Consider the following 23,831-nt stretch of genomic DNA (forward strand, 5'->3'; position numbering starts at 1 on the left):
CTCCTCAACCCTCGTCGACGGTCACGTCGTTGAACGGCAGCAGCGGCTCCGCCCACGGGAACACGTACTGGAACAGCACGAAGACCACCCCGAGGGCCAGCACGAGGGAGATCAGCGCCCGCACGTACGCGTTGCCCGGCAGGTGCCGCCAGATCCAGCCGTACATCCCGTGAGCCGTCCCTTCCGCTCCCGCGCCCCTGCGGCGCGCCCTCCAGAGTAGCGGCCCCCGGTTCCGCCCAGGGGCGTACTCCCGGGGGTCACTCGACGGGGGAGGCGTGCTGGAGGTCGACCGTCCCGCGGTAGCCGGGGAGGGTCGTGGCGGAGTCCTCCTCGACCTTCCAGCCGAGGCCGTACGCGTCCACGTACTGGAGGTAGTTCTGCACGGCGGGCGCGGTGTCCAGGGCGCGGCGGAGGGCGTCGCGGTCGCCGACGGCGGTGATCTCGTAGGGCGGGGAGTAGACGCGGCCCTGGAGGATCAGGGTGTTCCCGACGCAGCGGACGGCGCTGGTGCTGATCAGCCGCTGGTCCATGACGCGGATGCCCTTCGCGCCGCCCTTCCAGAGGGCGTTGACGACGGCCTGGAGGTCCTGCTGGTGGATCACCAGGTCGTTGGGCTGCGGGTCCGGGACGCCGGGGGTGAGGGGGGTGGCGTCCGGCGGGGCGTCGGTGAGGGTGACGGTCAGGGACTCGCCGGAGACGCCGGTGGTGCCGGCGGCGCGCTTGAGGGCGTCGAGTTCCCGCTCCTCCTCCTCGGTGGCGCCGCCGTCGCGCTCGGCGAGGCCGTCGACGCGGGAGCGGAGGGTGGCGGCGGACGTCTCCAGGTCGCCGTTCTTCTCGCTGCGCTCCCGGATGAGGTCGGAGAGGCGCAGCATCGAGTCGTCCGTACGGATGTTGGTGCCCGCCGCGGTGTCCCAGCTGATCCAGAAGAGGAGTCCGGCGAGGGCGAAGATTCCGGCTGTGGCCACGCGGGCCGGCCTGATGCGAAAATTGAACACCGTACCCCTGTCTCCCTCCGCCCCTACGACGCACTACGCTAACGGACCACCGACCTCACGATTCACCCAGCGCGGTCACGAAGCGCATCGACAGGAGAGTCCCTCGTGCCGAAGTCACGGATCCGCAAGAAGGACGAGTTCAAGCCGCCGCCCGAGCGGAAGGCGACCAAGATCGATCTGGGCGGCGGTGGTGGTGGCCGCCGGTGGGTGGCGCCGCTGATGCTCACCCTGTTCGGGCTGGGGCTGGCGTGGATCGTCGTCTTCTACGTGACGACCGGCACGCTGCCCGTGGAGTCCCTGGGGAACTGGAACATCGTCGTGGGCTTCGGCTTCATCGCGGGCGGGTTCGTCGTCTCCACGCAGTGGAAGTAGCCGTTCACCAGGGGCTTCACGGCTCCACCGAGTTATCCACAGGTTGATCCACAGCACTGGAAAACTTCAGAAGATCTGTGGATAACTCAACCGGGGGCCCTTCGGTCACGGCCTCGGGCCACACTTCTCGACGGACCGGGCCACCCCGATCTTGCTGGGCAAACGCGCCCGCACCCGTGCTCGAACAGGCGCTCCCCACTCCGTACACAAGATCTCCGCCGCACTGTGGACAACTCCGGGCGCGCGACGCGCGTCCGGGGGCGCGGGACGCCTGGTGGGCGGGTGTACGGGCGGGGGGTGTACGAGCGCGGGGCGGGACGGGCTTCGGGTAGGCGGCGCGTCAGCCGGTGAGCGCCAGCGTGCGGAACAGGCACAGCAGCACCAGCACGACGAACACCGCGCCACACGTGCCGTACTGCACGAGCGTCCGCCGCTCACGCGGCGCGTGCACCATCGCGTACGCGATGAGCGCGCCGACGAGCAGACCGCCGATGTGCGCCTCCCAGGCGATGTCCTCCCACGTGAAGGTGAAGACCAGGTTGATCCCGAGGAGGATCAGGATCGGCCGCATGTCGTACTGGAGCCGCCGCATCAGCACGGCCGTCGCCCCGAACAGCCCGAAGATCGCGCCGGACGCGCCGAGCGACGGCGCCGCCGGGTCCGCGACGAGATACGTGAGGGTGCTGCCGCCGAGTCCGGCGAGCAGGTAGAGCGCGACGAAGCGGAGCCGGCCGAGCGCGGACTCCAGGGGCGGCCCGAGGAACCACAGCCCCAGCATGTTCATCGCGATGTGCCAGATCTCCTGGTGCAGGAAGACGGAGGTGAGCAGGCGGTACCACTGCCCCTCCGCGACGCCCTCCGTCGGCTCGTAGAACGGGTGGTGCGGCCACTGGCCGATCATCACCAGGTCCGCGGTGAGCCGGTCGCCCGCGGTCTGCACGGCGACGAACAGCGCCACGTTCAGCGCGAGCAGCACCTTGGTGACCAGACGCGGGTCGGCCGTGACGGAGGCGCCCGCGAGCGTACGGGGCTGGTTCGCGTGCGCGGGGTGTCCCGTGCCGGAACCGCTCCTGACGCACTCGGGGCACTGGAACCCGACGGACGCCGTGATCATGCAGTCGGGGCAGATGGGCCGCTCGCAGCGCGTGCAGCGTATGCCCGTCTCACGATCCGTGTGCCGGTAGCAGACCACCGACTGGTGCTGGTCCATGCGGACTTCCCTTCAGACCGATCCGCCCTGACCGTTCTACGGACGGGCAGGGCGGATCAGTTCCCGTTTCCCGGCGCGCTTCCCGGGCGCGCGGTGGCGGCCCGCGCCGCGGTGCGGCGGCGCCGCTTCCGCGCGGTCGGCTCCCGCGGGGTCAGCGGGTTTCGATGCTGACGCTCTCGATCACGACGTCCTGGACCGGGCGGTCCGTGCGCGGGTTGGTCGCGGTGGCGCCGATGGCGTCGACGACCTTCTTGCTGGCCTCGTCGGTGACCTCACCGAAGATGGTGTGCTTGCCGGTCAGCCAGCCCGTGGGGGCGACGGTGATGAAGAACTGCGAACCGTTGGTGCCCGGCCCGGCGTTCGCCATGGCCAGCAGGTACGGGCGGTCGAAGACGAGGTCGGGGTGGATCTCGTCGCCGAACTCGTAGCCCGGACCGCCGGTGCCGTTGCCCAGGGGGTCGCCGCCCTGGAGCATGAAGCCGCTGATGACACGGTGGAAGACGGTGCCGTCGTACAGCTTGTCGGTCGACTTCTTGCCGGTCTCCGGGTGGACCCACTCGCGGGAACCCTCGGCCAGCTCGACGAAGTTCTTGACCGTCTTCGGGGCGTGGTTCGGGAAGAGCTGTACCTCGATGGTGCCCTGGTTGGTCTTCAGGGTGGCGTAAAGCTGCTCGGCCACGATCTACCTTCCATCAATGTGCAGTGACTCGCCCGATCCTCCCACGGACCGCGTCCGGTACGGGGGCCGAGTGACCCGGATGCGTCCGCACGCATGCCCCCGAACGACGGCCAGGCATGATCTGCGCAACAGGTGGAACGCGAGAGACTGTGTCTTCGTCGTCCCGGGGAACCACTCCGGGGCACCCAGGCACACCACCGAGGAGGAGGAACCCGTGACCCGCATCGACAGCGCACGCGCCGCGGCCGACAACGCCAGGTCCGGCGTGCGGCACGCCGCGGAGGCTGCGGCACCCTACGCTGAGACGGCCAGGGAGACCGCCTCGTACTACGCGCACGAGGCCGGTTCGCGGCTCGGTCCCAAGGTGACCGCCGCCGCCCGCGGCGCGCGGGACGGCTACGACAGTCACGTCGGGCCGCGGCTCAGCAAGGCGCGCGACGCGCTGCCGCCCGAGTTCGAGGAGACCGCGGCGCGCGCGGGCCGGAAGACCCGGCGCGCCGCCCGACAGGCCACCGACTACACCGTGCCGCGCGTCGAGTCGGCGCTCGCGGACGCCCGTTCGGCCGCCGGGCCCGCCCGGGACGAGGCGCGCCAGCGCAGTGCCGCCGCCCTGGCGGCGCTCCGCGGCGAGGTCAGCCCGTGGGAGATCGACAAGCTCGCGCGGCGGCGTACGCGGCGCGCGCGTACCGGTCGGCTGGCGAAGCGGCTGGGGCTGCTCGGGCTGGTGGCGGGCGGCGCGTACGCCGCCTGGCGCTGGTGGGACAAGCAGGCCAACCCGGACTGGCTGGTCGAGCCCCCGGCCGCCACGGAGGTACGGGACGGCGCGGCGCTGCCCGCGTCGGCGCCCGAGGCGTCCGTGGACTCGGAGGCCCCGGCCGCCGTCCTCGACCCGGAGGTCGAGGCGAAGCAGGCGGAGTCGGAGGCGGGACGCGGGGACGACGCGCGCTGACGGCGCGCGCCCGGGGCGTCGCGTACGGCGGCGTCCGGTACGGGGCACCGCGCGCGGGTCGTCACGTGCGGGCTGGTCCGTGAGGGTCCGTGGGACGCGCCGCGTACGGCTTCGGCTTCGGCCGCGCGTACGGGCGCGGGTGGCGGTGACGTGACGGCGCGGCGGTGGTGCCGCCTCCGGTGGGGGGTGGCGCCGCCGCCGCGTCCGTGTGTCCGGGGACGGGCGTGGGGCGCGGGCGTGGGGTCGACGGGGACGGGGCGCGCGCGTGGGGCGCTTCGGGGCGGGCGGGGTGGTCGGGGCGGAAGTGCCCCCGGCCGCCGAGGTCTTGAATGTACGCAGTCACCTGTGCGATATGTGTCTAGACCATTGCTCGCCCGATGAGAGGCGTCCTCGTGAGGCCCACCCCCTGGCTCGCCGCGCTGAGCACCGCCGCCTGCCTGCTGGCGCTGTCCGCCTGCGGCTCCGACGACGGCGACACCGAGCCGCCCTCCGTACCGTCCAACGTGACCGTCGACTCCAGCAGTTCGACGTCGGCACACGTCATGTGGAACCGCTCCGCCGACGAGGGGGAGGTGAAGCGGTACGAGGTCTTCCGCAACGGCGCCAAGTTCAAGGACGTACCCGCCTCCCGGCACATGCTCGACGTCACCGGCCTGAAGGCGTCGACCACGTACACCTTCGCCGTACGGGCGCGGGACGCCGACGGCAACGTCTCCCGGCGCAGCACGACCGCCTCCGTCACGACGCCCTCCGCCGCCGCGGACGACAGCAAGCCGCCGACCGCGCCCGCCGGCCTCAAGGGCCGCGCGAACGGCCCCCGTTCGGCGACGCTCACCTGGCAGCGGTCGAAGGACGACCACGAGGTCACCGCGTACGACGTCTACCAGGCGGGCACCAGGATCCACAGCGTGTCCGGCACGAAGACGACGGCGGCCGTCACCACGCTCCGCCCCGGCACCCGCTACGCGTTCACCGTCAAGGCGCGCGACGCCGCCGACAACGCCTCCCCGGAGAGCGAGGGCGTCACCGTCACCACGAAGGCGCAGCCCGGCGGCGACACCGGCGCCGAGGTCCCCACCGACCTCCAGGGCACCTCCCGCCTCGAAGCCGGGCGCTACCAGCTCGACCTGGTCTGGAACGCGCCGAAGACGGACGGCGAGATCACCGAGTACGAGGTGTACGTGGACGGGAAGTTCGGCTCCAAGCTGGTCCTCGGCGGCACCGCGCCCAAGGACACCGGCACCCTCACGCTGCCGATGGGGAAGAAGGCGGGCGTCACGTACGCCGTGAAGGTGCGCGCGAAGCTGCCCGACGGCAACTGGGGGCCGTTCACCGAGGAGACCGAGGTGAAGGCGGAGGGCGGCGAGCGGTAGGCCCGTACGGTCGGGGTGGCGCGGCACGGGTGCGGCGGGGGAGAGCGAGGAGTCACCATGCTGATCACCGCCGACCGGGTGCTCGTCGGCTCGGGCACGTACCTGGCGGACGGCGCCGTGCTCGTCGACGGCGACACCGTCGCGGCCGTCGGCCCGCGCCGGGAGGTCGCGGCACGGGCCGCGTCCGACGTACCGCGCCTCGACCACGCCGGTACGCTCCTGCCCGGCCTGGTCGACGCGCACGTCCACCTCGCCTTCGACGGCGGCCCCGACCCGGTGGCCACCCTCCGCGCCACGCCGGACGGGACGCTGCTCGCGGACATGCGCGGCCGCGCCGCGCGGCTGCTGCGCGGCGGCGTCACCACCGCCCGCGACCTGGGCGACCGCGGGGGGCTGGCGTTCCGGTTGGCCGCCGAGGTGCGCGACGGACGTACGCCGGGACCGCGCCTCGTCGCCGCGGGCACCCCGGTGACGACCGTCGGCGGCCACTGCCACTTCCTCGGCGGCGAGGTCACCGGCGAGGCCGGGGTCCGCGACCTCGTACGGCGCGAGGTCGCCTCCGGAGCGGGTGTCGTCAAGGTCATGGCCACCGGCGGCGGCCTGACGAAGGACGGGCCCCCGACCCACCGGTCGCAGTTCACCGCGGCGGAGTTGGCCGCCCTGGTCGAGGAGGCACACGCCGCCGGGGTGCCCGTCGCCGCCCACGCCCACGGCGCCGACGGCATCGCCGCAGCCGTCGAGGCGGGCGTCGACACCCTGGAGCACTGCACCTGGCTGACCGCCGACGGCCTGGACTACCGGCCCGACGTCGTCGAACGGATCGTCGCGCGCGGCATCGCCGTCTGCCCCACCGTCAGCCCGCACTGGCGGCTGCTCCCCCGCCTGTTCGGCGCGGAACGCGCCCACGCGGTGTTCGCCCTCGTACGGCGCATGGCCGACGCCGGTGTGCGCCTCGTCGCCGGTACGGACGCGGGGGTGCAGCGCGCGGGCTTCGACGGCCTGGCCCAGGCCCTGACGTTCTACGCCCACCTCGGGCTGCCGCACGCCACGATCCTCGACATGGCCACCTCCCACGCGGCCGACGCCCTCGGCCTCGGGGGCACCACGGGGAGGATCGCCCCCGGCCTCCGCGCGGACCTGCTGCTGGTCGACGGCGACCCCCTGGCGGACCTGGCCGCGTTGCGCGACGTACGGGCCGTGTTCGCCGCCGGGCGCCGCCACGACGTCGACGGCGGGGGGACGTGACCCGCCGCCGCTACCAGGGGACGGGCCCGTCCTCGTCGTGGAACGTGCCGGTCGGGCCGCCGTCGGGAAGGGTCGCGAGGCGTACGGCGGTGGCGGCGCCCTGTGCGGGGGTGCGGGTGCCCTGGTGGTGGTTGAAGTCCGTGGCGACGAAGCCGGGGCAGGCGGCGTTGACGAGGACGCGGGTGTCGGCGAGCTGGCGGGCGTACTGCACGGTCAGCGCGTTGAGGAACGTCTTCGAGGGCGCGTAGAGCGCCATGACGGGGCCGGTGTCGGTGTGCGGGTCGGTCTGCCGGGTCAGGGAGGCGAGGCTCGTGGAGGCGTTGACGACGCGGGGGGAGGGGGCGCGGAGGAGGAGGGGGAGTACGGCGTTGGTGACGCGTACGGCTCCCAGCACGTTGGTGTCGAGGACGGTGTGCAGGGCGTCGAGGTCGACCGACGTGGGGTCCTGCGTCCAGGTCGGGCCCAACTCGCCCGCGATCCCCGCGTTGTTGACGAGGACGTCGAGCCGCCCGGCGCGCTCCTCGATCAGCGTGGCGGCGGCCGCGACGCTTCGGTCGTCGGTGACGTCGAGGGGTACGCCGAAGGCGTCCGCCCCGGCGGCCCGCAGCTTCGCCACGGCGGCGTCGCGCCGGGCCTCGTCGCGGGCGCCGACGGCGACGGTGTGGCCGAGGGCGGCGAGGCCCGCGGCGATCTCGTAGCCGATGCCCTTGTTCGCGCCGGTGACCAGCGCGGTCCTGTTCTCGTTCATGGCGGGAATGCTGGCGCGGGGGAGGTCACGGCGGCCAACACCGATCCGGTCCCTGGTGATACCCGGCCGGTATCGTCCCAGCTAGGGTGGAGCGATGGAGTGGCTGGAAACGCGGGAGCTGCGCTATTTCACCGCCGTCGCCGAGGAGTTGCACTTCGGCCGCGCCGCCGAGCGGCTGGGCATGGCGCAGCCGCCGCTGTCCCGTGCCGTGCAACGGCTGGAGCGGCGGCTCGGCGTGGTCCTGCTGGACCGCGGGCGCCACGGCGTCGCCCTGACCCCGGCCGGTGCGGTGCTGCTCGACGAGGCGCGGGCGACGCTGGACGCGGCGGCGGCCGCCGCGCGGCGTACGCGGCGGGCGGTCGAGCCCGGCGGGCGGCTGGTGCTGGCGGTCAAGGCGAACGGGGCGCACGACCTGCTGCGCGCGCTGCTCGACGCCTACGCGCGGGAGCCGGACGCCGCCGAGGTGGAGGTGGTCCTGTGCGGGATCGGGGAGGACGAGCGGATGCTGCGCGACGGGCGGGCCGACGCCGCGCTGCTGCACCCGCTGTACAGCTCCCTGGCCGGGTTCGACAGCGAGGAGGTGCTGACCGAGGAGCAGGTCGTCGTCCTGCCCGCCGGGCACCCGCTCGCCGCCCGTACGTCGCTGACGCTGGCGGAGGTGGCGGACGTCCCCGGGCTGCCCGCCGCCCGCTGGCCGCTGCGGGACGGCGGCTACCCGCCGGGCCCCGGGCCGGAGGTGCGGGACCTCTCGCAGCTCGCCCAACTGATCGCGCTGGGAAGGACGTCGACGGTCATCCCGGCCTCGGCCCGCGCATGGCTGTGGACCGCGCACAGCGCTGTACCCCTGGTGGACGCGCCGAGCGTCACGACGCACATCGCGTGGCCGCCGCAGAGCCGTTCCCGGCCGCTCGCGGCCCTGGTGCGGACGGCGGTGGGGCTGGGGCGGGAGGCGTGACCGGGGTACGCGCGGAGGTCGTCGGCGGGACCGGGCGCGGGTGCCGTACGGCGGGCGCCGGTCACTCCGAGCCGGGGCGGCGCGGCCACGGCAGCCGCGCGGTGAGGAGGTGGCCGCCGGTGGGGGTGGCGTGGTGGTCGAGCCGTCCGCCCGCGAGGGAGACCCGTTCGGCGAGACCCCGCAGCCCGAAGCCCGACTCCGGCGCGGGCACGGCCGGTCCGACGCCCTGCCCCGCACCCGGCCCGGCGTCCCGACCGGCGCCGTCCGCCGGGGAGTTGTGGACGCGGACGCTCAACGTGCCGCCCGCCTCCCCCTCGACGGTGACGTCGATGCGGGCGCCGGGCGCGTGCTTGGCGGCGTTGGTCAGCCCCTCCTGCACGACGCGGTAGCAGGTCCGTCCGGCGTCCTCGGGCGGCGTCCCCGACACCGACGAGCCGAACGTGACGTCCAGCCCCGCCGAACGGGCACCCGCCACCAACTCCCCGACCCCCTCGAACGACGCCTGCCGCACCTCCCGTCGCTCCGGGTCCGCCCGCAGCGCGCCGAGGACGTCCCGCAGTTCCTCCAGCGCCTGCCGGGAGCCGTCGACGATGCCGCGGATCAGCACCCGGCTGTCCTCGGCCGGGAGATCCGTACGGTGGTCGAGGACACCGGCCTGCACGGCGATCAGCGAGATCCGGTGCGCGAGGACGTCGTGCATCTCGCGGGCGATCCGGTTCCGCTCCCGCGCCTCGGCCTCCGCGGCCAGCGCGCGCTGCTCGCGTTCGACGCTCTCGGCCCGCTCCCGCAGGGAACGCGTCTCGCTGCGCCGCGCGCCCACGGCGACGCCCGTGGCGACCGCGACACCCGCCGCCAGCACGTGCGTCACCAGCCCGACCGTGAGCCACCAGCCGCCCTCCGGGGTCCCGAGCGGGTAGAGCGCGACGGACGCCTGCGCGCCGACCACGAAGGCCAGTACGACGGGCACGGTCTCCGCCGTACGGCGCCGGGTGGCGACCGAGGCCACCGCCAGCAGCGCCGCCCCGAGGGCGGCGGTCGACGCGCTCGCGGCGAGCGCGACCACGGTGGGGACGGCGCGCGGGAAGCGGCGGCGCCACCGGAGCGCCACCAGGCAGCACAGGGCCGTCAGCGGGTCACCGACGCGGAACCAGAGGCCCGTTTCCCCCTGCTGTGCGTGCATCAGCACGCCGGTGCCCAGCCAGACCGGTACGCCCACGGCCGCGGCCGCCACCAGGGTCCACACCTGCCGCCACCGTACGGCGTGGGCCGCGAAGTTCGTGTTCACCGGCTCCATGTTCTGGGGGCCCGACCGGGGTGTCCATCCCGTGGTGGATCTCCTCGACCGGAGTCGAACCACGGCTTGGCCCTGGGGCGGAGACGGCGCTAGACGCGGGGTCGATGTGCCGCTGTCGGCGGCGTCCTAGCGTCGTGAGCATGCCGATGACGCCGGACGTGAGAAGAGGACTTCGGATGCACCGCAGGAAGCTGGCCCTGGCCCTGGCCGTGACCGCGACAGCGGTGGCCGTCATCCCCGGGGCGTCGGCGGCGATGAGGGACACGCCGTCGGCGCCGGAGCCCCTGAGCTGGAAGGCGTGCCCGAAGGACGAGAAGGGGGAGAAGGGGGAGAAGAAGCCGACCAAGGCCGACGACCCGGTCGCGGAGGCCGCCGCCCGGCTGGAGTGCGCGACGCTGGAGGTCCCGTTGGACTACCGGCACCCCGACGGCCGCAAGATCGACATCGCGGTGTCCCGGCTGGCGAGCGAGACGCCCGCGAAGCGCCGCGGGGTGCTGCTCACCAACCCGGGCGGCCCCGGCGCCCCGGGGCTCGACTACCCGGCCCTCCTCGCGGCCTCCGGACTGCCGAAGAGCGTGCTCGACTCGTACGACGTGATCGGCTTCGACACCCGCGGCGTCGGCCGCAGCACCCCGGTCACCTGCGACCAGACCGAGTCGCAGCTGCGGCGCGGCGCGTTCCCCGCGTACGCGCGCTCCGCCGCCGACGTGACCCGGGAGGCGGCGTACGCCCGTACCCTCGCCCGGCAGTGCGCCACCTCAAGCAGCGCGTGGATGCTGCCGCACGCCACGACCGCCAACGTCGCCCGCGACATGGACCGCATCCGTACGGCGCTGGGCGAGGACAAGGCGTCCTACCTCGGCGCCTCGTACGGCACCCGGCTCGGCGCCGTCTACGCCGAGCTGTTCCCGGAGCGCGGCGACCGCATCGTCCTCGACAGCAACGTCGGCGCCGGGGGCTACGACCGCACCGCCTTCCGGGAGTTCGCCCGCGGGATGCGGGACCGCTTCCCCGACTTCGCCAAGTACGCGGCGGAGCACCCCGAGTACGGGCTCGGCCGCACCCCCGCGCAGGTCACCGCCACGTACCACCGGCTCGTCGCCCGCCTCACCGCCCACCCGGTCGGCACCACCGACGGCATGCAGTTCCGCGGGCTGACCTTCGAACGCCTCTACAGCAACGCCTCCCTGCCCAAGCTCGCCGAGGACTGGCGGTCGCTCGACCGGGGCGAGCCCGTACCGCCGGACTCGCCGCTGGACGCCGCGGCCGAGAACACGGCCGCCGCCCGGCACCACGTGGTCTGCGCCGACTCCCGCTGGGCGCGGTCGCTGAGCACGTACCAGCGCGCCGCCGCCGTCGACCGGCAGCGGTTCCCGATGCTGGGCGGCTCCACCGGCAACGTCACGCCCTGCGCGTTCTGGCCGCGCGAGGGCATCGAGAAGCAGGTGACGGTCGACGACGAGGGCCCGTCGAACGTGCTCATGGTCCAGAACGAGCGCGACCCGGGCACGCCGCTGGCCGGGGCGAAGACCCTGCGGAAGGCGCTCGGCCAGCGGGCCAGGATGGTCACCGCCGACCAGGGCGGCCACGGCCTCTACCCCTTCGGCACCAACACCTGCGCCAACGACGCGACGACCGCGTTCCTCACCACCGGGCACCGGCCCGCCGCGGACCTCGCCTGCCCGGCCGAGCCGGACGCGTGACCCGCCCGCCCGCCCGCCGGTGAGTCCGCCGGAACCCCCGCGCACGCGAAAGAGGTCCCCCGGCCTGTGTGACACAGGCCGGGGGACCTCCGGTGCGTGGAGCCTAGGAGAGTCGAACTCCTGACATCCGCCATGCAAAGACGGCGCTCTACCAACTGAGCTAAGGCCCCGTTCGCGACCAGGGTACCGGGTCCGTGGGACGAATTCCGACCGGGTATCGCCCCGCGCCCATCACCCTCCGTAGGATGCACCGCAAGTTCGCGCCAGCGAAGCGACATCGGGGAGTCCGGGGAGAAACGTGATGGACGCAAGCCAGCAGGAAGCAGCTGCCAGGGCGCAGGAGCTGCAGAGCCAGTGGTACGGGGAGCCCCTGGGCGTCCTCTTCCGCAGGCTGATCGACGACCTGGGGCTCAACCAGGCCAGGCTCGCCACCGTGCTGGGGCTGTCCGCGCCCATGCTGTCGCAGTTGATGAGCGGGCAGCGGGCCAAGATCGGCAACCCCGCCGTCGTCCAGCGGGTGCAGGCGCTCCAGGACCTCTCGGCGGACGTCGCGCGCGGCGACATCAGTGCCGGGGACGCTACGCAGCGTATGGACGAGATCCGGCGCACCGCCGGGGGCAGCGTGCTCAACAACGCGACGCAGCACACCTCGTCGGGTGCCACGCAGACGCCCGTGAAGCGCGTCGTACGCGAGATCCAGTCGCTGCTGCGGTCGGTCTCCGACGCGGCGGACATCATCGAGGCGTCCGCGACACTGGCGCCCACCCACCCCGAACTCGCCGAGTTCCTGCGGGTGTACGGGGCGGGCCGCACCTCGGACGCGGTGAAGCACTACGAGGAACACCAGAACTGAATGGGCGAGATCTTCGCGGGCCGCTACGAGTTGGTGAACCCGATCGGCCGCGGCGGCGCCGGCGAGGTGTGGCGCTCGTGGGACCACCGGCGGAAGCGGTACGTCGCCGCCAAGGTGCTCCAGCAGGGCGACGCGCATACGCTGCTGCGCTTCGTACGCGAGCAGGCGCTGCGCATCGACCACCCGCACGTGCTGGCCCCGGCCAGCTGGTCGGCGGACGACGACAAGGCGCTGTTCACGATGGACCTGGTCGCGGGCGGGTCGCTGGCGCACCTGGTCGGTGACCACGGGCCGCTCCCGGCGCCGTACGTCTGCGTGCTGCTCGACCAGCTGCTGGCGGGGCTGGCGGCGGTGCACGCGGAGGACGTCGTGCACCGGGACATCAAGCCCGCCAACATCCTGCTGGAGCCCACGGGCACGGGCCGCCCGCATGTGCGCCTGTCAGATTTCGGCATCTCCATGCGCAAGGGCGAGCCGCGCCTGACCGAGACGAACTACGTGGTGGGCACGCCCGGTTACTTCGCGCCCGAGCAACTGATGGGCGCCGAACCGGACTTCACCGCCGACCTGTTCGCCGTCGGCCTCGTCGGGCTGTACCTGCTGACCGGCCGCAAGCCCGACTCCATGGCGCTGGTCGAGAACTTCAAGCGCGGCGGCGGCGTACGGAACCCGGACGGGCAGGTGCCCGAACCGCTCTGGCAGATCCTCGGCACGCTCCTCCAGCCCGACCCGCAGCACCGCTTCCGTACGGCCACGGGCACGCGCAAGGCGCTCGCGGGCGCGGCGGAGATCCTCGGCGGCGACGGGGCGCCGGAGCCGACGGGCGTCGAGGTCAGGGACCAACTCGGGCCGTTGCCACCGGGGTTCGGGCCGGACGGGCCGGTGGGCCGGGCCGCGGGGCCCGTGGACGGCGCGGCGGGTGGTCCGGCGGGCGGCGGTACGACCGCCGGTACGGCGGGGGCGTACGGTGCCGGGCCCGACACGGAGAGCTTCCATCTGGCGCCGCCGCAGGGCGCGTTCGGCGCTCCGGCGACGCCGGAGCCGTACCCGAGCGGGTACGGGCCGGGGGCCGGGCCGGTCCAGGGGCAGGTGCACGGGCAGGTGCACGGCGACGGCGCGGGAGCGGGCGCCCCGACGCCGCCGTACGGCCCGTACGGGGCGCCCGGTCCGCACACCCCGACGCCGACACCCGCGCCGACGCCCGTACGGCGGCCGGGGCCGCCCCCGAAGGTGGTGATCCCGGTCCTGGTCGTGGCGCTGCTCTGCCTCGCGGTGGGCGTCTGGGCGCTGGCCGCCTCGTAGGCGGTGCCCGGACGGTGTCCGGGCGGCTGGAGCTAGCTCCAGCCCCGGGCGGCTGGGGACCCCAGCCGCCCGGCCCGGCCCCGGTCGGCTCCCGGCCCGCGCTCGTACCCATGCCCGTACCCGCACCCGTACCGGCGTCGGGGGCGCCCGCCCCGGCGCGCCGCCGGGCGAGCACCGTCCAGGCGCCGAGCCCCGCGAGGAGCACGGTGCCCGTGCCGATCCCCGCGTACCCGACGAGGCGCAGCGCGCCGCCGTCCCCGTCCTCGGCGGCGTCCGCGCTCTGCCCCTTCTCGGCCTGCTCGCGGTCCTCGCCGGTGACGCCGAAGCCGCCCTCCGCCGGGTCGCCGTCGTAGCCCGGCCCGGCCTCGCGCTCGCCGCGCAGCGCCGTGCGCAGCGTCACCGGCACGGGCCCGTCGGTGAACTCCCCGACGGCGGCGTGCGCGTGCACCGCCACGTAGTACCAGCCCGCGACGGAGGCGTGCGACACCGCGCCGTCGTACGCGTACCGCCCCTGGTACGTCACCGGGTACGTCGCCGCCGTCACCTGCTCCGGCTCCCCGGCCGTGTACGTACCGCCCGCGTCGTCGATGTGCCCGCGCGCGGGCCCGTACAGGTCGACGCGTACGCCGTCGCTCGCGTAGGCCGTCTCGTCGGACGTACGGGCCGTGCCGAACTCCGCGCTGAGCACCAGCTGTTGGCCCCAGTCCACCGGCACCCGGTACCAGCGGGTCTCGCCCGGCCGCAGCCGGTCCTTCCACGCGCCCCCGGTCATGCCGACGGCGTCGTTGAAGCCGGTGCCGCCGTCGAGTTCCCGCGCCTCCCCGGTGGGCAGGTCGGGGGCGCCGGTCGGCAGGTCGCCGTTCTCCGGCGGGGTGGTGGACTCCAGCCTGCGGAGCCCCGGTTCACGCATGAAGCACAGCTCCAGCGGCCAGGCGGCGGGGTCGGTGGGGGCGTCGGGGCCGCTGCCCGCGACGCGTTCCACGGACAGGTGGTAGACGCCCGGCTGCTGGCAGTTGCCGTCCGGCTCGTCGAGGCGGCCGACGCTCGCCGCGATGGGGCGGGCCGCTCCGTCGGCGCCGAAGTCGACGTCCTCGCTGCCGCATTCGGTGCCGTCGGCGCCGAGCAGCGTGAGCGACAGGCCCTCGGCGCCGCCGACCTCGGCGCCCGCCTCGGGCAGTGCCGCGGCGGACAGCCACGGGGTGGACTTCCGGTCCAACTCGACGCTGTAGTACCGCTTCTCGCCCGGCCGGATCGTGTCCGTGTACGTGCCGCCCGCCGCGAGCCGCGGCCCGTCCGAGCTGCTCGCGGCGCCCTTCACCGGCTTCGCGCCGTCAGCCGTGCGGTAGGCGGGCAGGTCGCCCGGGTCCGCCGTCGCCGCGCCGGGCAGGGCCGCCACCGCGCACAGTGCGGCCGCCGCGGCCACGCCGCCTCTCGTCGTACGCCGCGTCACCACGCGCCTCCCCCTGCCGCATCCACCCGGACCGTCCCCGTACCCGTTCCCGCGCCCACAGCCGTCCCCGTTCCCGTACCCGTACCCGCCGCCGTCCCCGCGCCCGTACCCGTTGCCGCGTACGCGACCGGGTACGCCGCCGCGTACCCGTGCGGGCACGGGCGGTGACCCCAACTCCCGCCGTACACAGGGCCGTTGCTCACACCCGGCACCCGACCGGCGCCCGAGGCGTTGCCATCCGCAACGCCCGCGGCGCGCCAGGCCCCACCGACACCCGCCGACCCGCCCGCCGTACGTCCCCGCACCACCCGCGCCCCCTCGCACCCGCTCTCCGGAGGTGACCCCCGGTGCCTCCGGGGCAACTCCCCGAGAGCTTTGCTCGGGCACCTTATTTCTTTGCACAAGCACACTTCAAGAGAGAGGGCGTCACGGTACGGCAACATCGCGCCCCGGACGCGACGAGGCCCCGACCGCGTCGGCGGTCAGGGCCTCGTGGTGACGTGTCAGTGGCTCACACACCGGAGCCGACGGGCACGGAGTCGGTGGCCTCCGTCCACAGATCCTGCTCGGCCCGATCCGCCTGGATCTGGCGGTACACGAGGAGCCCGCCGATGGCGGCCAGTGCGACCAGGAGAAGCTTCTTCACCGCGCTACCTCGTCATTCATTGGAGGTTGGGACCTTTGGCGCCCGATGATACCCAACGGTCCCGGGACACAAAACGGACGGCCCGGGTGGCGAGAAACCTTCCACCCGGGCCGTCCACATGCGTGGGGCTAACAGGACTTGAACCTGTGGCCTCATCCTTATCAGGGATGCGCTCTAACCATCTGAGCTATAGCCCCGTGCCGCACCGAAAGATTAGCGCACTTCAGGACCGGCGCCAAAATCGGTAACGGGCCCTCCGCCGAGGCGGAGTCGGAGGCGTGCCCGCCCCGTCACTCGTCCTCGGCGAGCGTGACCTCCACACCGCCCACGAACCCGGCCGACAGGTTGTAGATGAACGCACCCAGCGTCGCCAGCGCGGTGGCCAGCACCACGTCGATCAGCGCGACGACGGAGGTGAACAGCAGCACCCGCGGCAGCGACAGGAACGTCTCCAGGTCGAAGCCGCCGCCCTCGTCCGACGACGTCGCCTCGCTGATCGTGTCGCCCAGCGCGGAGAAGACGCCCATCGCGTCCATCACCATCCACAGCACCGCGGCCGCCACGACGGTGCACACGCCCAGCGCGATCGACAGCAGGAAGCTGACCTTCATCACCGACCACGGGTCGGCCTTCGCCACCCGCAGCCGCGCCTTGCGGGTGCGCGGCACCGTACGGGCGCCCGTACGGGGGACGCGGCGGGCCGCGTTCCCCAGGCCGAGGCCCATCGTCCCGCCGCCGCCACCCGTGCCCGTACCCGAGCTGGTGGCGGCGGTGGCGCCCGCCGGGGCGCCCATCACGCCGCTGTCCGCGCCGCCTTGGCCCGCGCCGCGCTGACCCGCGCCACCCGCCGCCGCCTGTCCGGCGTCGGCGGGCTGGGGCGACGGGTACGCGCGGGGCGGATGGTGCGGCTGGTGCCCGTGCGGCGGTCCGGCCGGAGGCTGCGGGCCCGGCGGCTGCGCCGCGGGCTGTGCCGGAGGCTGCGGCCCGGCCTGGGCCTGCTGTGCCTGCGGCGGCTGTGGCTGTGCCTGCTGCCGGGGCTGGGCACCACTCACGCCTTACTCCTCGTCGCTCGACGCGGCCGGAGGTTCGGTCGGGGACTCCTGCTCCGCCACGGACCCGTCCGCGGCGTCAGCATCGACGACCCCGGCCTCGTCCACGACGGCCTCGACTTCCTCTGCCTCACGACCGGCCTCGGCATTACGGGCGACGCCGACGACGGCGTCCCGCTTGCCCAGGTTGATCAGTTGGACGCCCATGGTGTCACGGCCGGTCTCCCTGACCCCGTTGACCCGTGTGCGGATCACACCACCGCTCAGCGTGATGGCGAGGATCTCGTCCGTCTCCTCGACCACCAGGGCGCCGACCAGCTCACCGCGGTCCTCCACGATCTTGGCGGCCTTGATGCCGAGGCCGCCACGACCCTGGACGCGGTAGTCCTCGACCGGCGTCCGCTTCGCGTAACCGCCATCGGTGGCGGTGAAGACGAACGTACCCTCCCGGACGACATTCATCGAGAGCAGCTCGTCCCCTTCGCGGAAACTCATGCCCTTCACGCCGGACGTGGCCCGCCCCATCGGCCGCAGCGAGTCGTCGGTCGCGGTGAAGCGGATCGACTGCGCCTTCTTGCTCACCAGCAGCAGGTCGTCGTGGGGGAACACCGGCTCGGCGCCGATCAGTTCGTCGTCGCGGCCGTCGTCCATCTCGCGGAGGTTGATGGCGATGACACCGCCGGAACGCGGCGAGTCGTAGTCCTTCAGCGGCGTCTTCTTCACCAGCCCGGACTTGGTGGCGAGCACCAGGTACGGCACCGCCTCGTAGTCCCGGATGGCCAGGATCTCCGCGATCCGCTCGTCCGGCTGGAACGCGAGCAGGTTCGCCACGTGCTGGCCGCGCGCGTCCCGACCGGCGTCGGGCAGCTCGTACGCCTTCGCGCGGTAGACCCGGCCCTTGTTCGTGAAGAACAGCAGCCAGTGGTGGGTCGTGGAGACGAAGAAGTGGTCGACGATGTCGTCTTCCTTGAGCTTCGCCCCGCGTACGCCCTTGCCGCCGCGCTTCTGCGCGCGGTAGTCGACGGTCTTGGTGCGCTTCACATAGCCGCCACGGGTGATCGTGACGACGATGTCCTCCTCCGCGATCAGGTCCTCGATGGACATGTCGCCCTCGAAGGGCACCAGCATGGTCCGCCGGTCCTCGCCGAACTTGTCGACGATGGCGGCCAGTTCCTCACCGATGATCTGCCGCTGCCGCTCGGGCGAGGCGAGGATCGCCTGGTACTCGTCGATCTTCTGCTGCAGCTCGTCGTGCTCCGCGGTGATCTTCTGCCGCTCCAGCGCGGCCAGCCGCCGCAGCTGCATCTCCAGGATCGCGTTCGCCTGGATCTCGTCGATCCGCAGCAGGCCCATCAGGCCCTCGCGGGCCTCCTCGACGGTCTGGCTGCGCCGGATCAGCGCGATGACCTCGTCGATCGCGTCGAGCGCCTTGAGCAGGCCGCGCAGGATGTGCGCCCGCTCCTCCGCCTTCCGCAGCCGGTAGCGCGTACGGCGCACGATGACGTCGATCTGGTGCGACACCCAGTGCCGGATGAACGCGTCCAGCGACAGCGTCCGCGGCACGCCCTCGACCAGCGCCAGCATGTTCGCGCCGAAGTTGGTCTGGAGGTCGGTGTGCTTGTAGAGGTTGTTGAGGACGACCTTCGCGACGGCGTCCCGCTTGAGGACCACCACGAGCCGCTGGCCCGTACGCGACGAGGTCTCGTCCCGTACGTCCGCGATGCCGCCGACCCGGCCCTCCTTCACGAGGTCCGCGATCTTCAGCGCGAGGTTGTCCGGGTTGACCTGGTACGGGAGCTCGGTGATCACCAGGCACTGGCGGCCCTGGATCTCCTCGACCTCGACGACCGCGCGCATCGTGATCGAGCCGCGCCCGGTGCGGTACGCCTCCTCGATGCCGGAGCGGCCCACCACCAGCGCGCCGGTGGGGAAGTCGGGGCCCTTGATCCGCTCGATCAGCGCGTCCAGCAGCTCCTCGCTGCTCGCCTCCGGGTGGTCCAGGTACCACTGCGCGCCGGACGCCACCTCGCGCAGGTTGTGCGGCGGGATGTTGGTGGCCATGCCGACGGCGATGCCCGCCGAACCGTTGATGAGCAGGTTCGGGAAGCGCGACGGGAGGACCGTCGGCTCCTTGTTGCGGCCGTCGTAGTTGTCCTGGAGGTCGACGGTCTCCTCGTCGATCTCCCGCAGCATCTCCATCGCCAGCGGCGCCATGCGGCACTCCGTGTACCGCATGGCGGCGGCCGGGTCGTTGCCCGGGGAGCCGAAGTTGCCGTTCGAGTCGACCAGCGGCATCCGCATCGACCAGTGCTGGGCGAGGCGGACCAGGGCGTCGTAGATCGACGAGTCGCCGTGCGGGTGGTACGTGCCCATCACGTCGCCGACGACGCGGGCGCACTTGTAGTAGCCCTTCTCCGGGCGGTAGCCGCCGTCGTACATCGCGTACAGCACCCGCCGGTGCACCGGCTTCAGACCGTCGCGGATGTCGGGCAGCGCACGCGACACGATCACGCTCATCGCGTAGTCGAGGTACGAGCGCTGCATCTCCGTCTCCAGGCTCACCGGCTCCACACGGAGCACGGCGGCGCCGTCGGCGACGGTGCTGCCCTCTACGGGCGCGTTCTCGGGAAGGTTCTCGTCGGCCATCGCTGGTCAAAATCCTTGTCTGTGCTGCTGCGCCGCTGCCGTCGTGGGGGGAGGTGCCGGCTCAGATGTCGAGGAAGCGGACGTCCTTGGCGTTGCGCTGGATGAACGAGCGCCGCGCCTCCACGTCCTCACCCATGAGGATCGAGAACAGGTCGTCGGCGGCCGCCGCGTCGTCCAGCGTCACCTGGCGCAGCACGCGGTGGTCGGCGTCCATCGTGGTGATGCGCAGCTCCTCGGCGTTCATCTCGCCGAGGCCCTTGAAGCGCTGGATCGCGTCGTCCCGGATGCGCTTGCCCTGCTCGCGGCCGAGCTGGATCAGGCTGTCCCGTTCGCGGTCGGAGTACGCGTACTGGTGCTCGTCGCGGCCCCACTTGATCTTGTAGAGCGGCGGCTGCGAGAGGTAGACGTGCCCGGCCTCGACCAGCGGGCGCATGAAGCGGAACAGCAGCGTCAGCAGCAGGGTGTTGATGTGCTGACCGTCGACGTCGGCGTCCGCCATCAGGATGATCTTGTGATAGCGGAGCTTCTCGATGTCGAAGTCCTCGTGGATGCCGGTGCCGAACGCCGAGATCAGCGCCTGCACCTCGGCGTTCTGGAGCACGCGGTCGATGCGCGCCTTCTCCACGTTCAGGATCTTGCCGCGGATCGGCAGGATGGCCTGGTACTGCGGGTTGCGCCCGGACTTGGCGGAACCGCCCGCCGAGTCGCCCTCGACGATGAAGATCTCGCACTTCACCGGGTCGTTCGACTGACAGTCCGACAGCTTGCCGGGCAGCGACGCCGTCTCCAGCAGCCCCTTGCGGCGCGTCAGGTCGCGCGCCTTGCGGGCCGCCACGCGCGCCGTCGCGGCCTGGATGCCCTTGCGGATGATGTCCGCGGCCTCGCTCGGGTGGCTGTCCAGCCAGTCCGCCAGGTTCTCGTGGACGATCCGCTGGACGAACGTCTTCGCCTCGGTGTTGCCCAGCTTCGTCTTGGTCTGACCCTCGAACTGCGGCTCGCCCAGCTTCACCGAGATGATCGCCGTCAGCCCCTCGCGGATGTCCTCACCCGTGAGGTTGTCGTCCTTCTCGCGGAGCAGCTTGCGGTCGCGGGCGTAACGGTTGATCAGACCCGTCATCGCCGCGCGGAAACCCTCCTCGTGGGTGCCGCCCTCGTGCGTGTGGATCGTGTTGGCGAAGGAGTACACACCCTCGCTGTACTGGTTGTTCCACTGCATCGCGATCTCGACCGACAGCAGCCGCTCCTTGTCCTCGGCCTCGATGTCGATGACCGTGGGGTGGATCAGCTCGCCCTTGCGGGAGTTGAGATACGTGACGAAGTCGCGGATTCCGCCCTCGTAGTGGTAGCGGATCGAGTTCTGCTCGCCGTCCTCGTCCACGTGCTCGGCGCGCTCGTCCGTCAGGGAGATCGTCAGGCCCTTGTTGAGGAAGGCCATCTCCTGGAAGCGGCGCGCGAGCGTCTCGAAGGAGTAGTCGGTGGTCTCGAAGACGTCGCCGTCCGCGTAGAACGTGGTGCTGGTGCCGGACTCGTCCGTCGCCTCGTTCTTCTGGACCGGCGCCGTCGGCACGCCCAGCTTGTAGTCCTGGGACCAGCGGAAGCCGTCGCGCCTGACCTCGACCGCGACCTTCGTCGACAGCGCGTTCACCACGGAGACGCCGACGCCGTGCAGACCGCCGGAGACCGCGTAGCCGCCGCCGCCGAACTTGCCGCCCGCGTGCAGCACCGTCATGACGACCTCGAGGGCGGGCTTGCCCTCCGAGGCGACGATGTCGACCGGGATGCCACGCCCGTTGTCCGAGACCCGTACGCCGCCGTCGCTCAGCAGGCGGACGTCGATGGTGTCGGCGTGGCCCGCGAGCGCCTCGTCGACGGAGTTGTCGACGACCTCCTGCACCAGGTGGTGCAGGCCGCGCTCGCCGGTCGACCCGATGTACATGCCGGGCCGCTTGCGGACCGCGTCCAGTCCCTCGAGGACGGTGATGTCGCTGGCGTCGTACGACGGGGCGCTCTCGGCGGGGGCGGCGGCGGGCGCGGCGGGGGCCGCCGTCACCTCGGCGCCCTCGGGGCCGTTGTCGGACGTGTTGCTCTGGTTGGGGTTGCCGGAATCGGCCACGAAGCGCCCTTTCTGGCACAGCACAGGCCGTCTCCCGGGCAAAGGGGAAGCGGCTGCGTCGTTCGACATGTTCCGCAACGGGGCGGCTGCCGTCCAGTGTACCGGTGGCGCGGCCATGAATGGGGCTTTGCCGGTACCTGAGTCCGCATGTGCCGTCCTGTGGTGGGCTCAGCCGACTCCCTATATGCGGACCGGGGGCCCAAGAGGCTCACGGCGCCACTCAGCGCTTCCGCCTGTCAACGGTCCGCACCTGTGTGTGTTGCCTCACCCTCACGCGCCCTCGGGGCCGCCCCGCGCACGCCTCCGGGCCGTGCACCAGCACGTACGCCGGTACGGGCGCCAGCGCGAACGCCCACCGGTGCGGGCGCCGTACGCCCGCGCCCGTACGCCCCTCGCGGGCGGCCCGCCCCGGCCCCCGTACCCGGCGGATGTCAGCCGTACGTGTCACCCGGACCCGTACTGCCCGGCGCGCGCAACCGCCCGTACCCGCGGGCGGGGGCCTCCGGGCCGCGGACCTTCAGCATGCGGACCGTGCCCTGGCCCAGCTCCTCGTTCAGCCGGGCCACCAACCGCGGCGCCAGCAGGCGCAGTTGCGTCGCCCACGCCGACGAGTCGCAGCGGACCAGCAGGCTCCGCTCCTCCTCGTCGTACCGCTGCGGCTCGCAGTGCTGCGCCACCTCCGGGCCCACCAGCTCCGGCCAGCGGCCCATCACGCCGCCGACCGCGGCCGGGGCCTCCCAGCCGCGTTCCGTGATCAGCCTGCTCACCGCCGCGCCCAGCGGCAGCGGGTCCCGCCCGTCCCGGCCGGAGCCCGAACGCAGCCCCGTACGGCGCGCCTGCTTCTTCTGCCGCGCCGCGTCGCCGCGCTCGCGCGCCCGCTCCTTCGCCGCGCGGAGCGCGACGCGCGCCAGGTCGACGCCGGACGGCTCGGGCACGGGCGGCTGGGGCGCGGGCGACTCAGGTCCGGACGACTCCGCCGGGCCGCCGGACGCGGGCGTACCGGACGCGGGCGCTCCGGCGCCGGGCTCCTCGGGACCGCCCGCCTCACTCATCGCGGGACACCTCGCCCGCCGCCACCGCGTACCGCGTGCCCGCCAGCGGCTCCGGCACGTCCGCCGCCACCGCCGCCGTCACCAGCACCTGCTCACCCGCCGCCACCAGCTCCGCCAACCGCTCCCGACGCTGCACGTCCAGCTCCGCGAACACGTCGTCCAGGACCAGCACCGGCTCGTTGCCCTCGGCCTTCAGCAGCTCGTACGACGCCAGCCGCAGGGCCAGCGCCAGCGACCAGGACTCGCCGTGGCTCGCGTACCCCTTCGCGGGCAACTGCCCCAGCCGCAGCAGCAGATCGTCCCGGTGCGGGCCGACGAGCGTGACGCCCCGCTCCAGCTCCTGTCCGCGCGCCTCCGCCAGCGCCGCCAGCAGCCGCTCGTACAGCTCCTCGCGCGAACCGGCCTCCACCGGGCAGCGGTACTCCAGCGCCACCGGCCCGCCGCCGGGCGCCAGCTGCTCGTACGCCTTGTCCGCCAGCGGCTGGAGCGCGGCGACCAGCGCGAAGCGCTGCGCCAGCAACTCCGCGCCCGCGCGCGCCAGATGCTGGTCCCACACGTCGAGCGTCGCCAGCTCGGCGCCGCCCCCGGCGGAGGCGCCGCCGTCCGCGGCGGCCGCGCGGCGACCCGACCGGCGGCGGGACGTCGACGCCGAACGCAGCAGCGTGTTCCGCTGCTTGAGCACCCGGTCGTAGTCCGCGCGCACTCCCGCCATGCGCGGCGCGCGCGCCGTCACCAGCTCGTCGAGGAACCGGCGGCGCTCCCCCGGGTCGCCCTTCACCAGGCTCAGGTCCTCCGGCGCGAACAGCACCGTCCGTACGATCCCCAGCACGTCCCGCGGCCGCACCTGGGCGGAACGGTTCACCCGCGCCCGGTTCGCCCGCCCCGGGTTCAGCTCCAGCTCGATCAGCTGCTGCCGGTCGCCCTGCCGGACCGTCGCCCGTACGACCGCGCGCTCCGCGCCCATCCGTACCAGCGGCGCGTCCGAGGAGACGCGGTGGCTGCCGAGCGTCGCGAGATAGCCGACGGCCTCGACGAGATTGGTCTTCCCCTGGCCGTTCGGGCCCACGAACGTCGTGACGCCCGGCCCGAGCGCGACCTCGGCGCGGGCGTACGACCGGAAGTCGGCCAGTGACAGATGCGTGACGTGCACGGTTGCGCGCTGACCTCCCTGAGGGGCGGCGGCGCCCGTACGCGGCC

20 protein-coding genes and 2 tRNA genes are annotated in these 23,831 nt (G+C 73.3%); 8 read left to right on the forward strand and 14 right to left on the reverse strand.

Annotation, left to right across the window (positions count from 1 at the left end):
* Positions 1-4: 4 nt before the first annotated feature.
* Together D7M15_RS28460 and D7M15_RS14225 are read right to left on the reverse strand one after the other, a co-directional pair.
* Positions 5-166: a hypothetical protein gene (locus tag D7M15_RS28460; RefSeq protein WP_165906254.1), complete on the reverse strand. Its 162-nt coding sequence runs from the start codon at positions 164-166 to the stop codon at positions 5-7.
* A 91-nt stretch (positions 167-257) separates the two neighbouring features.
* Positions 258-965 carry a DUF881 domain-containing protein gene (locus D7M15_RS14225; RefSeq protein WP_346428805.1) on the reverse strand — a complete coding sequence of 236 codons (708 nt, stop codon included), beginning with the start codon at positions 963-965 and terminating at the stop codon, positions 258-260.
* Between the two features lie 135 nt (positions 966-1,100).
* Between D7M15_RS14225 and crgA the strand changes: the two genes are divergently transcribed.
* Positions 1,101-1,367, forward strand: coding sequence for a cell division protein CrgA (gene crgA / locus D7M15_RS14230; protein ID WP_121517852.1), 267 nt, complete (start codon positions 1,101-1,103; stop codon positions 1,365-1,367).
* A gap of 340 nt (positions 1,368-1,707) precedes the next feature.
* Here the strand turns inward: crgA and D7M15_RS14235 are convergent, their stop codons facing one another.
* Positions 1,708-2,577, reverse strand: coding sequence for a rhomboid family intramembrane serine protease (locus D7M15_RS14235; protein WP_121517853.1), 870 nt, complete (start codon positions 2,575-2,577; stop codon positions 1,708-1,710).
* A gap of 151 nt (positions 2,578-2,728) precedes the next feature.
* Positions 2,729-3,256: a peptidylprolyl isomerase gene (locus D7M15_RS14240; RefSeq protein WP_121517854.1), complete on the reverse strand. Its 528-nt coding sequence runs from the start codon at positions 3,254-3,256 to the stop codon at positions 2,729-2,731.
* A gap of 214 nt (positions 3,257-3,470) precedes the next feature.
* On the opposite strand from D7M15_RS14240, the gene D7M15_RS14245 reads away from it, so the two are divergent.
* From D7M15_RS14245 to D7M15_RS14255, 3 genes are all read left to right on the forward strand, one after another.
* Entirely contained in the window at positions 3,471-4,205 is a 735-nt protein-coding gene (locus D7M15_RS14245) for a DUF5324 family protein (RefSeq protein ID WP_121517855.1), read from the forward strand.
* 392 nt (positions 4,206-4,597) lie between these two features.
* The gene (locus tag D7M15_RS14250; RefSeq protein ID WP_121517856.1) at positions 4,598-5,578 is read left to right on the forward strand and encodes a fibronectin type III domain-containing protein; all 981 of its coding nucleotides are present in this window, start codon (positions 4,598-4,600) and stop codon (positions 5,576-5,578) included.
* A 57-nt stretch (positions 5,579-5,635) separates the two neighbouring features.
* Positions 5,636-6,823, forward strand: coding sequence for an amidohydrolase family protein (locus tag D7M15_RS14255; protein WP_121517857.1), 1,188 nt, complete (start codon positions 5,636-5,638; stop codon positions 6,821-6,823).
* A gap of 10 nt (positions 6,824-6,833) precedes the next feature.
* On the opposite strand, the gene D7M15_RS14260 is transcribed toward D7M15_RS14255, so the two are convergent.
* Positions 6,834-7,571 carry an SDR family oxidoreductase gene (locus tag D7M15_RS14260; protein ID WP_121517858.1) on the reverse strand — a complete coding sequence of 246 codons (738 nt, stop codon included), beginning with the start codon at positions 7,569-7,571 and terminating at the stop codon, positions 6,834-6,836.
* A 94-nt stretch (positions 7,572-7,665) separates the two neighbouring features.
* Here D7M15_RS14260 and D7M15_RS14265 point away from each other — a divergent pair, with 94 nt between their 5' ends.
* A complete protein-coding gene (locus D7M15_RS14265; protein WP_121517859.1) occupies positions 7,666-8,526 on the forward strand; it encodes a LysR family transcriptional regulator in 861 nt (286 codons plus the stop codon).
* Positions 8,527-8,587: 61 nt separating this feature from the next.
* On the opposite strand, the gene D7M15_RS14270 is transcribed toward D7M15_RS14265, so the two are convergent.
* Positions 8,588-9,811: a histidine kinase gene (locus D7M15_RS14270; RefSeq protein WP_240649306.1), complete on the reverse strand. Its 1,224-nt coding sequence runs from the start codon at positions 9,809-9,811 to the stop codon at positions 8,588-8,590.
* Positions 9,812-9,996: 185 nt separating this feature from the next.
* Between D7M15_RS14270 and D7M15_RS14275 the strand changes: the two genes are divergently transcribed.
* Positions 9,997-11,523, forward strand: a complete 1,527-nt coding sequence (locus tag D7M15_RS14275) for an alpha/beta hydrolase (RefSeq protein WP_121517861.1) — start codon at positions 9,997-9,999, stop codon at positions 11,521-11,523.
* A 97-nt stretch (positions 11,524-11,620) separates the two neighbouring features.
* Here the strand turns inward: D7M15_RS14275 and D7M15_RS14280 are convergent.
* Positions 11,621-11,693 (reverse strand) — tRNA-Ala (locus D7M15_RS14280).
* Between the two features lie 131 nt (positions 11,694-11,824).
* Here D7M15_RS14280 and D7M15_RS14285 point away from each other — a divergent pair.
* The gene (locus tag D7M15_RS14285) at positions 11,825-12,376 is read left to right on the forward strand and encodes a DNA-binding protein (RefSeq protein ID WP_121517862.1); all 552 of its coding nucleotides are present in this window, start codon (positions 11,825-11,827) and stop codon (positions 12,374-12,376) included.
* Positions 12,377-13,678: a serine/threonine-protein kinase gene (locus D7M15_RS14290; protein WP_121517863.1), complete on the forward strand. Its 1,302-nt coding sequence runs from the start codon at positions 12,377-12,379 to the stop codon at positions 13,676-13,678.
* Between the two features lie 1,961 nt (positions 13,679-15,639).
* Here D7M15_RS14290 and D7M15_RS14310 read toward each other — a convergent pair.
* The 7 genes from D7M15_RS14310 to recF all read right to left on the reverse strand — a co-directional run bounded on the left by D7M15_RS14310 (position 15,640) and on the right by recF (position 23,784).
* On the reverse strand, positions 15,640-15,774 hold the full coding sequence (locus D7M15_RS14310) for a DLW-39 family protein (protein ID WP_240649307.1): 135 nt from the start codon (positions 15,772-15,774) through the stop codon (positions 15,640-15,642).
* A 123-nt stretch (positions 15,775-15,897) separates the two neighbouring features.
* Positions 15,898-15,971, reverse strand: a tRNA-Ile gene (locus D7M15_RS14315).
* 93 nt (positions 15,972-16,064) lie between these two features.
* Positions 16,065-16,568, reverse strand: coding sequence for a DUF3566 domain-containing protein (locus tag D7M15_RS14320; protein ID WP_121517866.1), 504 nt, complete (start codon positions 16,566-16,568; stop codon positions 16,065-16,067).
* A 261-nt stretch (positions 16,569-16,829) separates the two neighbouring features.
* Positions 16,830-19,469 (reverse strand): DNA gyrase subunit A, encoded by a 2,640-nt coding sequence (gyrA, locus tag D7M15_RS14325; RefSeq protein WP_121517867.1) that lies wholly within the window; start codon positions 19,467-19,469, stop codon positions 16,830-16,832.
* A 61-nt stretch (positions 19,470-19,530) separates the two neighbouring features.
* On the reverse strand, positions 19,531-21,606 hold the full coding sequence (gene gyrB / locus D7M15_RS14330; protein WP_121517868.1) for a DNA topoisomerase (ATP-hydrolyzing) subunit B: 2,076 nt from the start codon (positions 21,604-21,606) through the stop codon (positions 19,531-19,533).
* A 407-nt stretch (positions 21,607-22,013) separates the two neighbouring features.
* On the reverse strand, positions 22,014-22,634 hold the full coding sequence (locus D7M15_RS14335) for a DciA family protein (protein WP_121517869.1): 621 nt from the start codon (positions 22,632-22,634) through the stop codon (positions 22,014-22,016).
* Positions 22,627-23,784: a DNA replication/repair protein RecF gene (gene recF / locus D7M15_RS14340; protein WP_121517870.1), complete on the reverse strand. Its 1,158-nt coding sequence runs from the start codon at positions 23,782-23,784 to the stop codon at positions 22,627-22,629. Before recF ends, D7M15_RS14335 begins: the two co-directional genes overlap by 8 nt.
* Positions 23,785-23,831 lie beyond the last annotated feature (47 nt).

This window comes from Streptomyces sp. Z26 (genome assembly GCF_003665095.1).
GTDB lineage: Bacteria > Actinomycetota > Actinomycetes > Streptomycetales > Streptomycetaceae > Streptomyces > Streptomyces phytohabitans.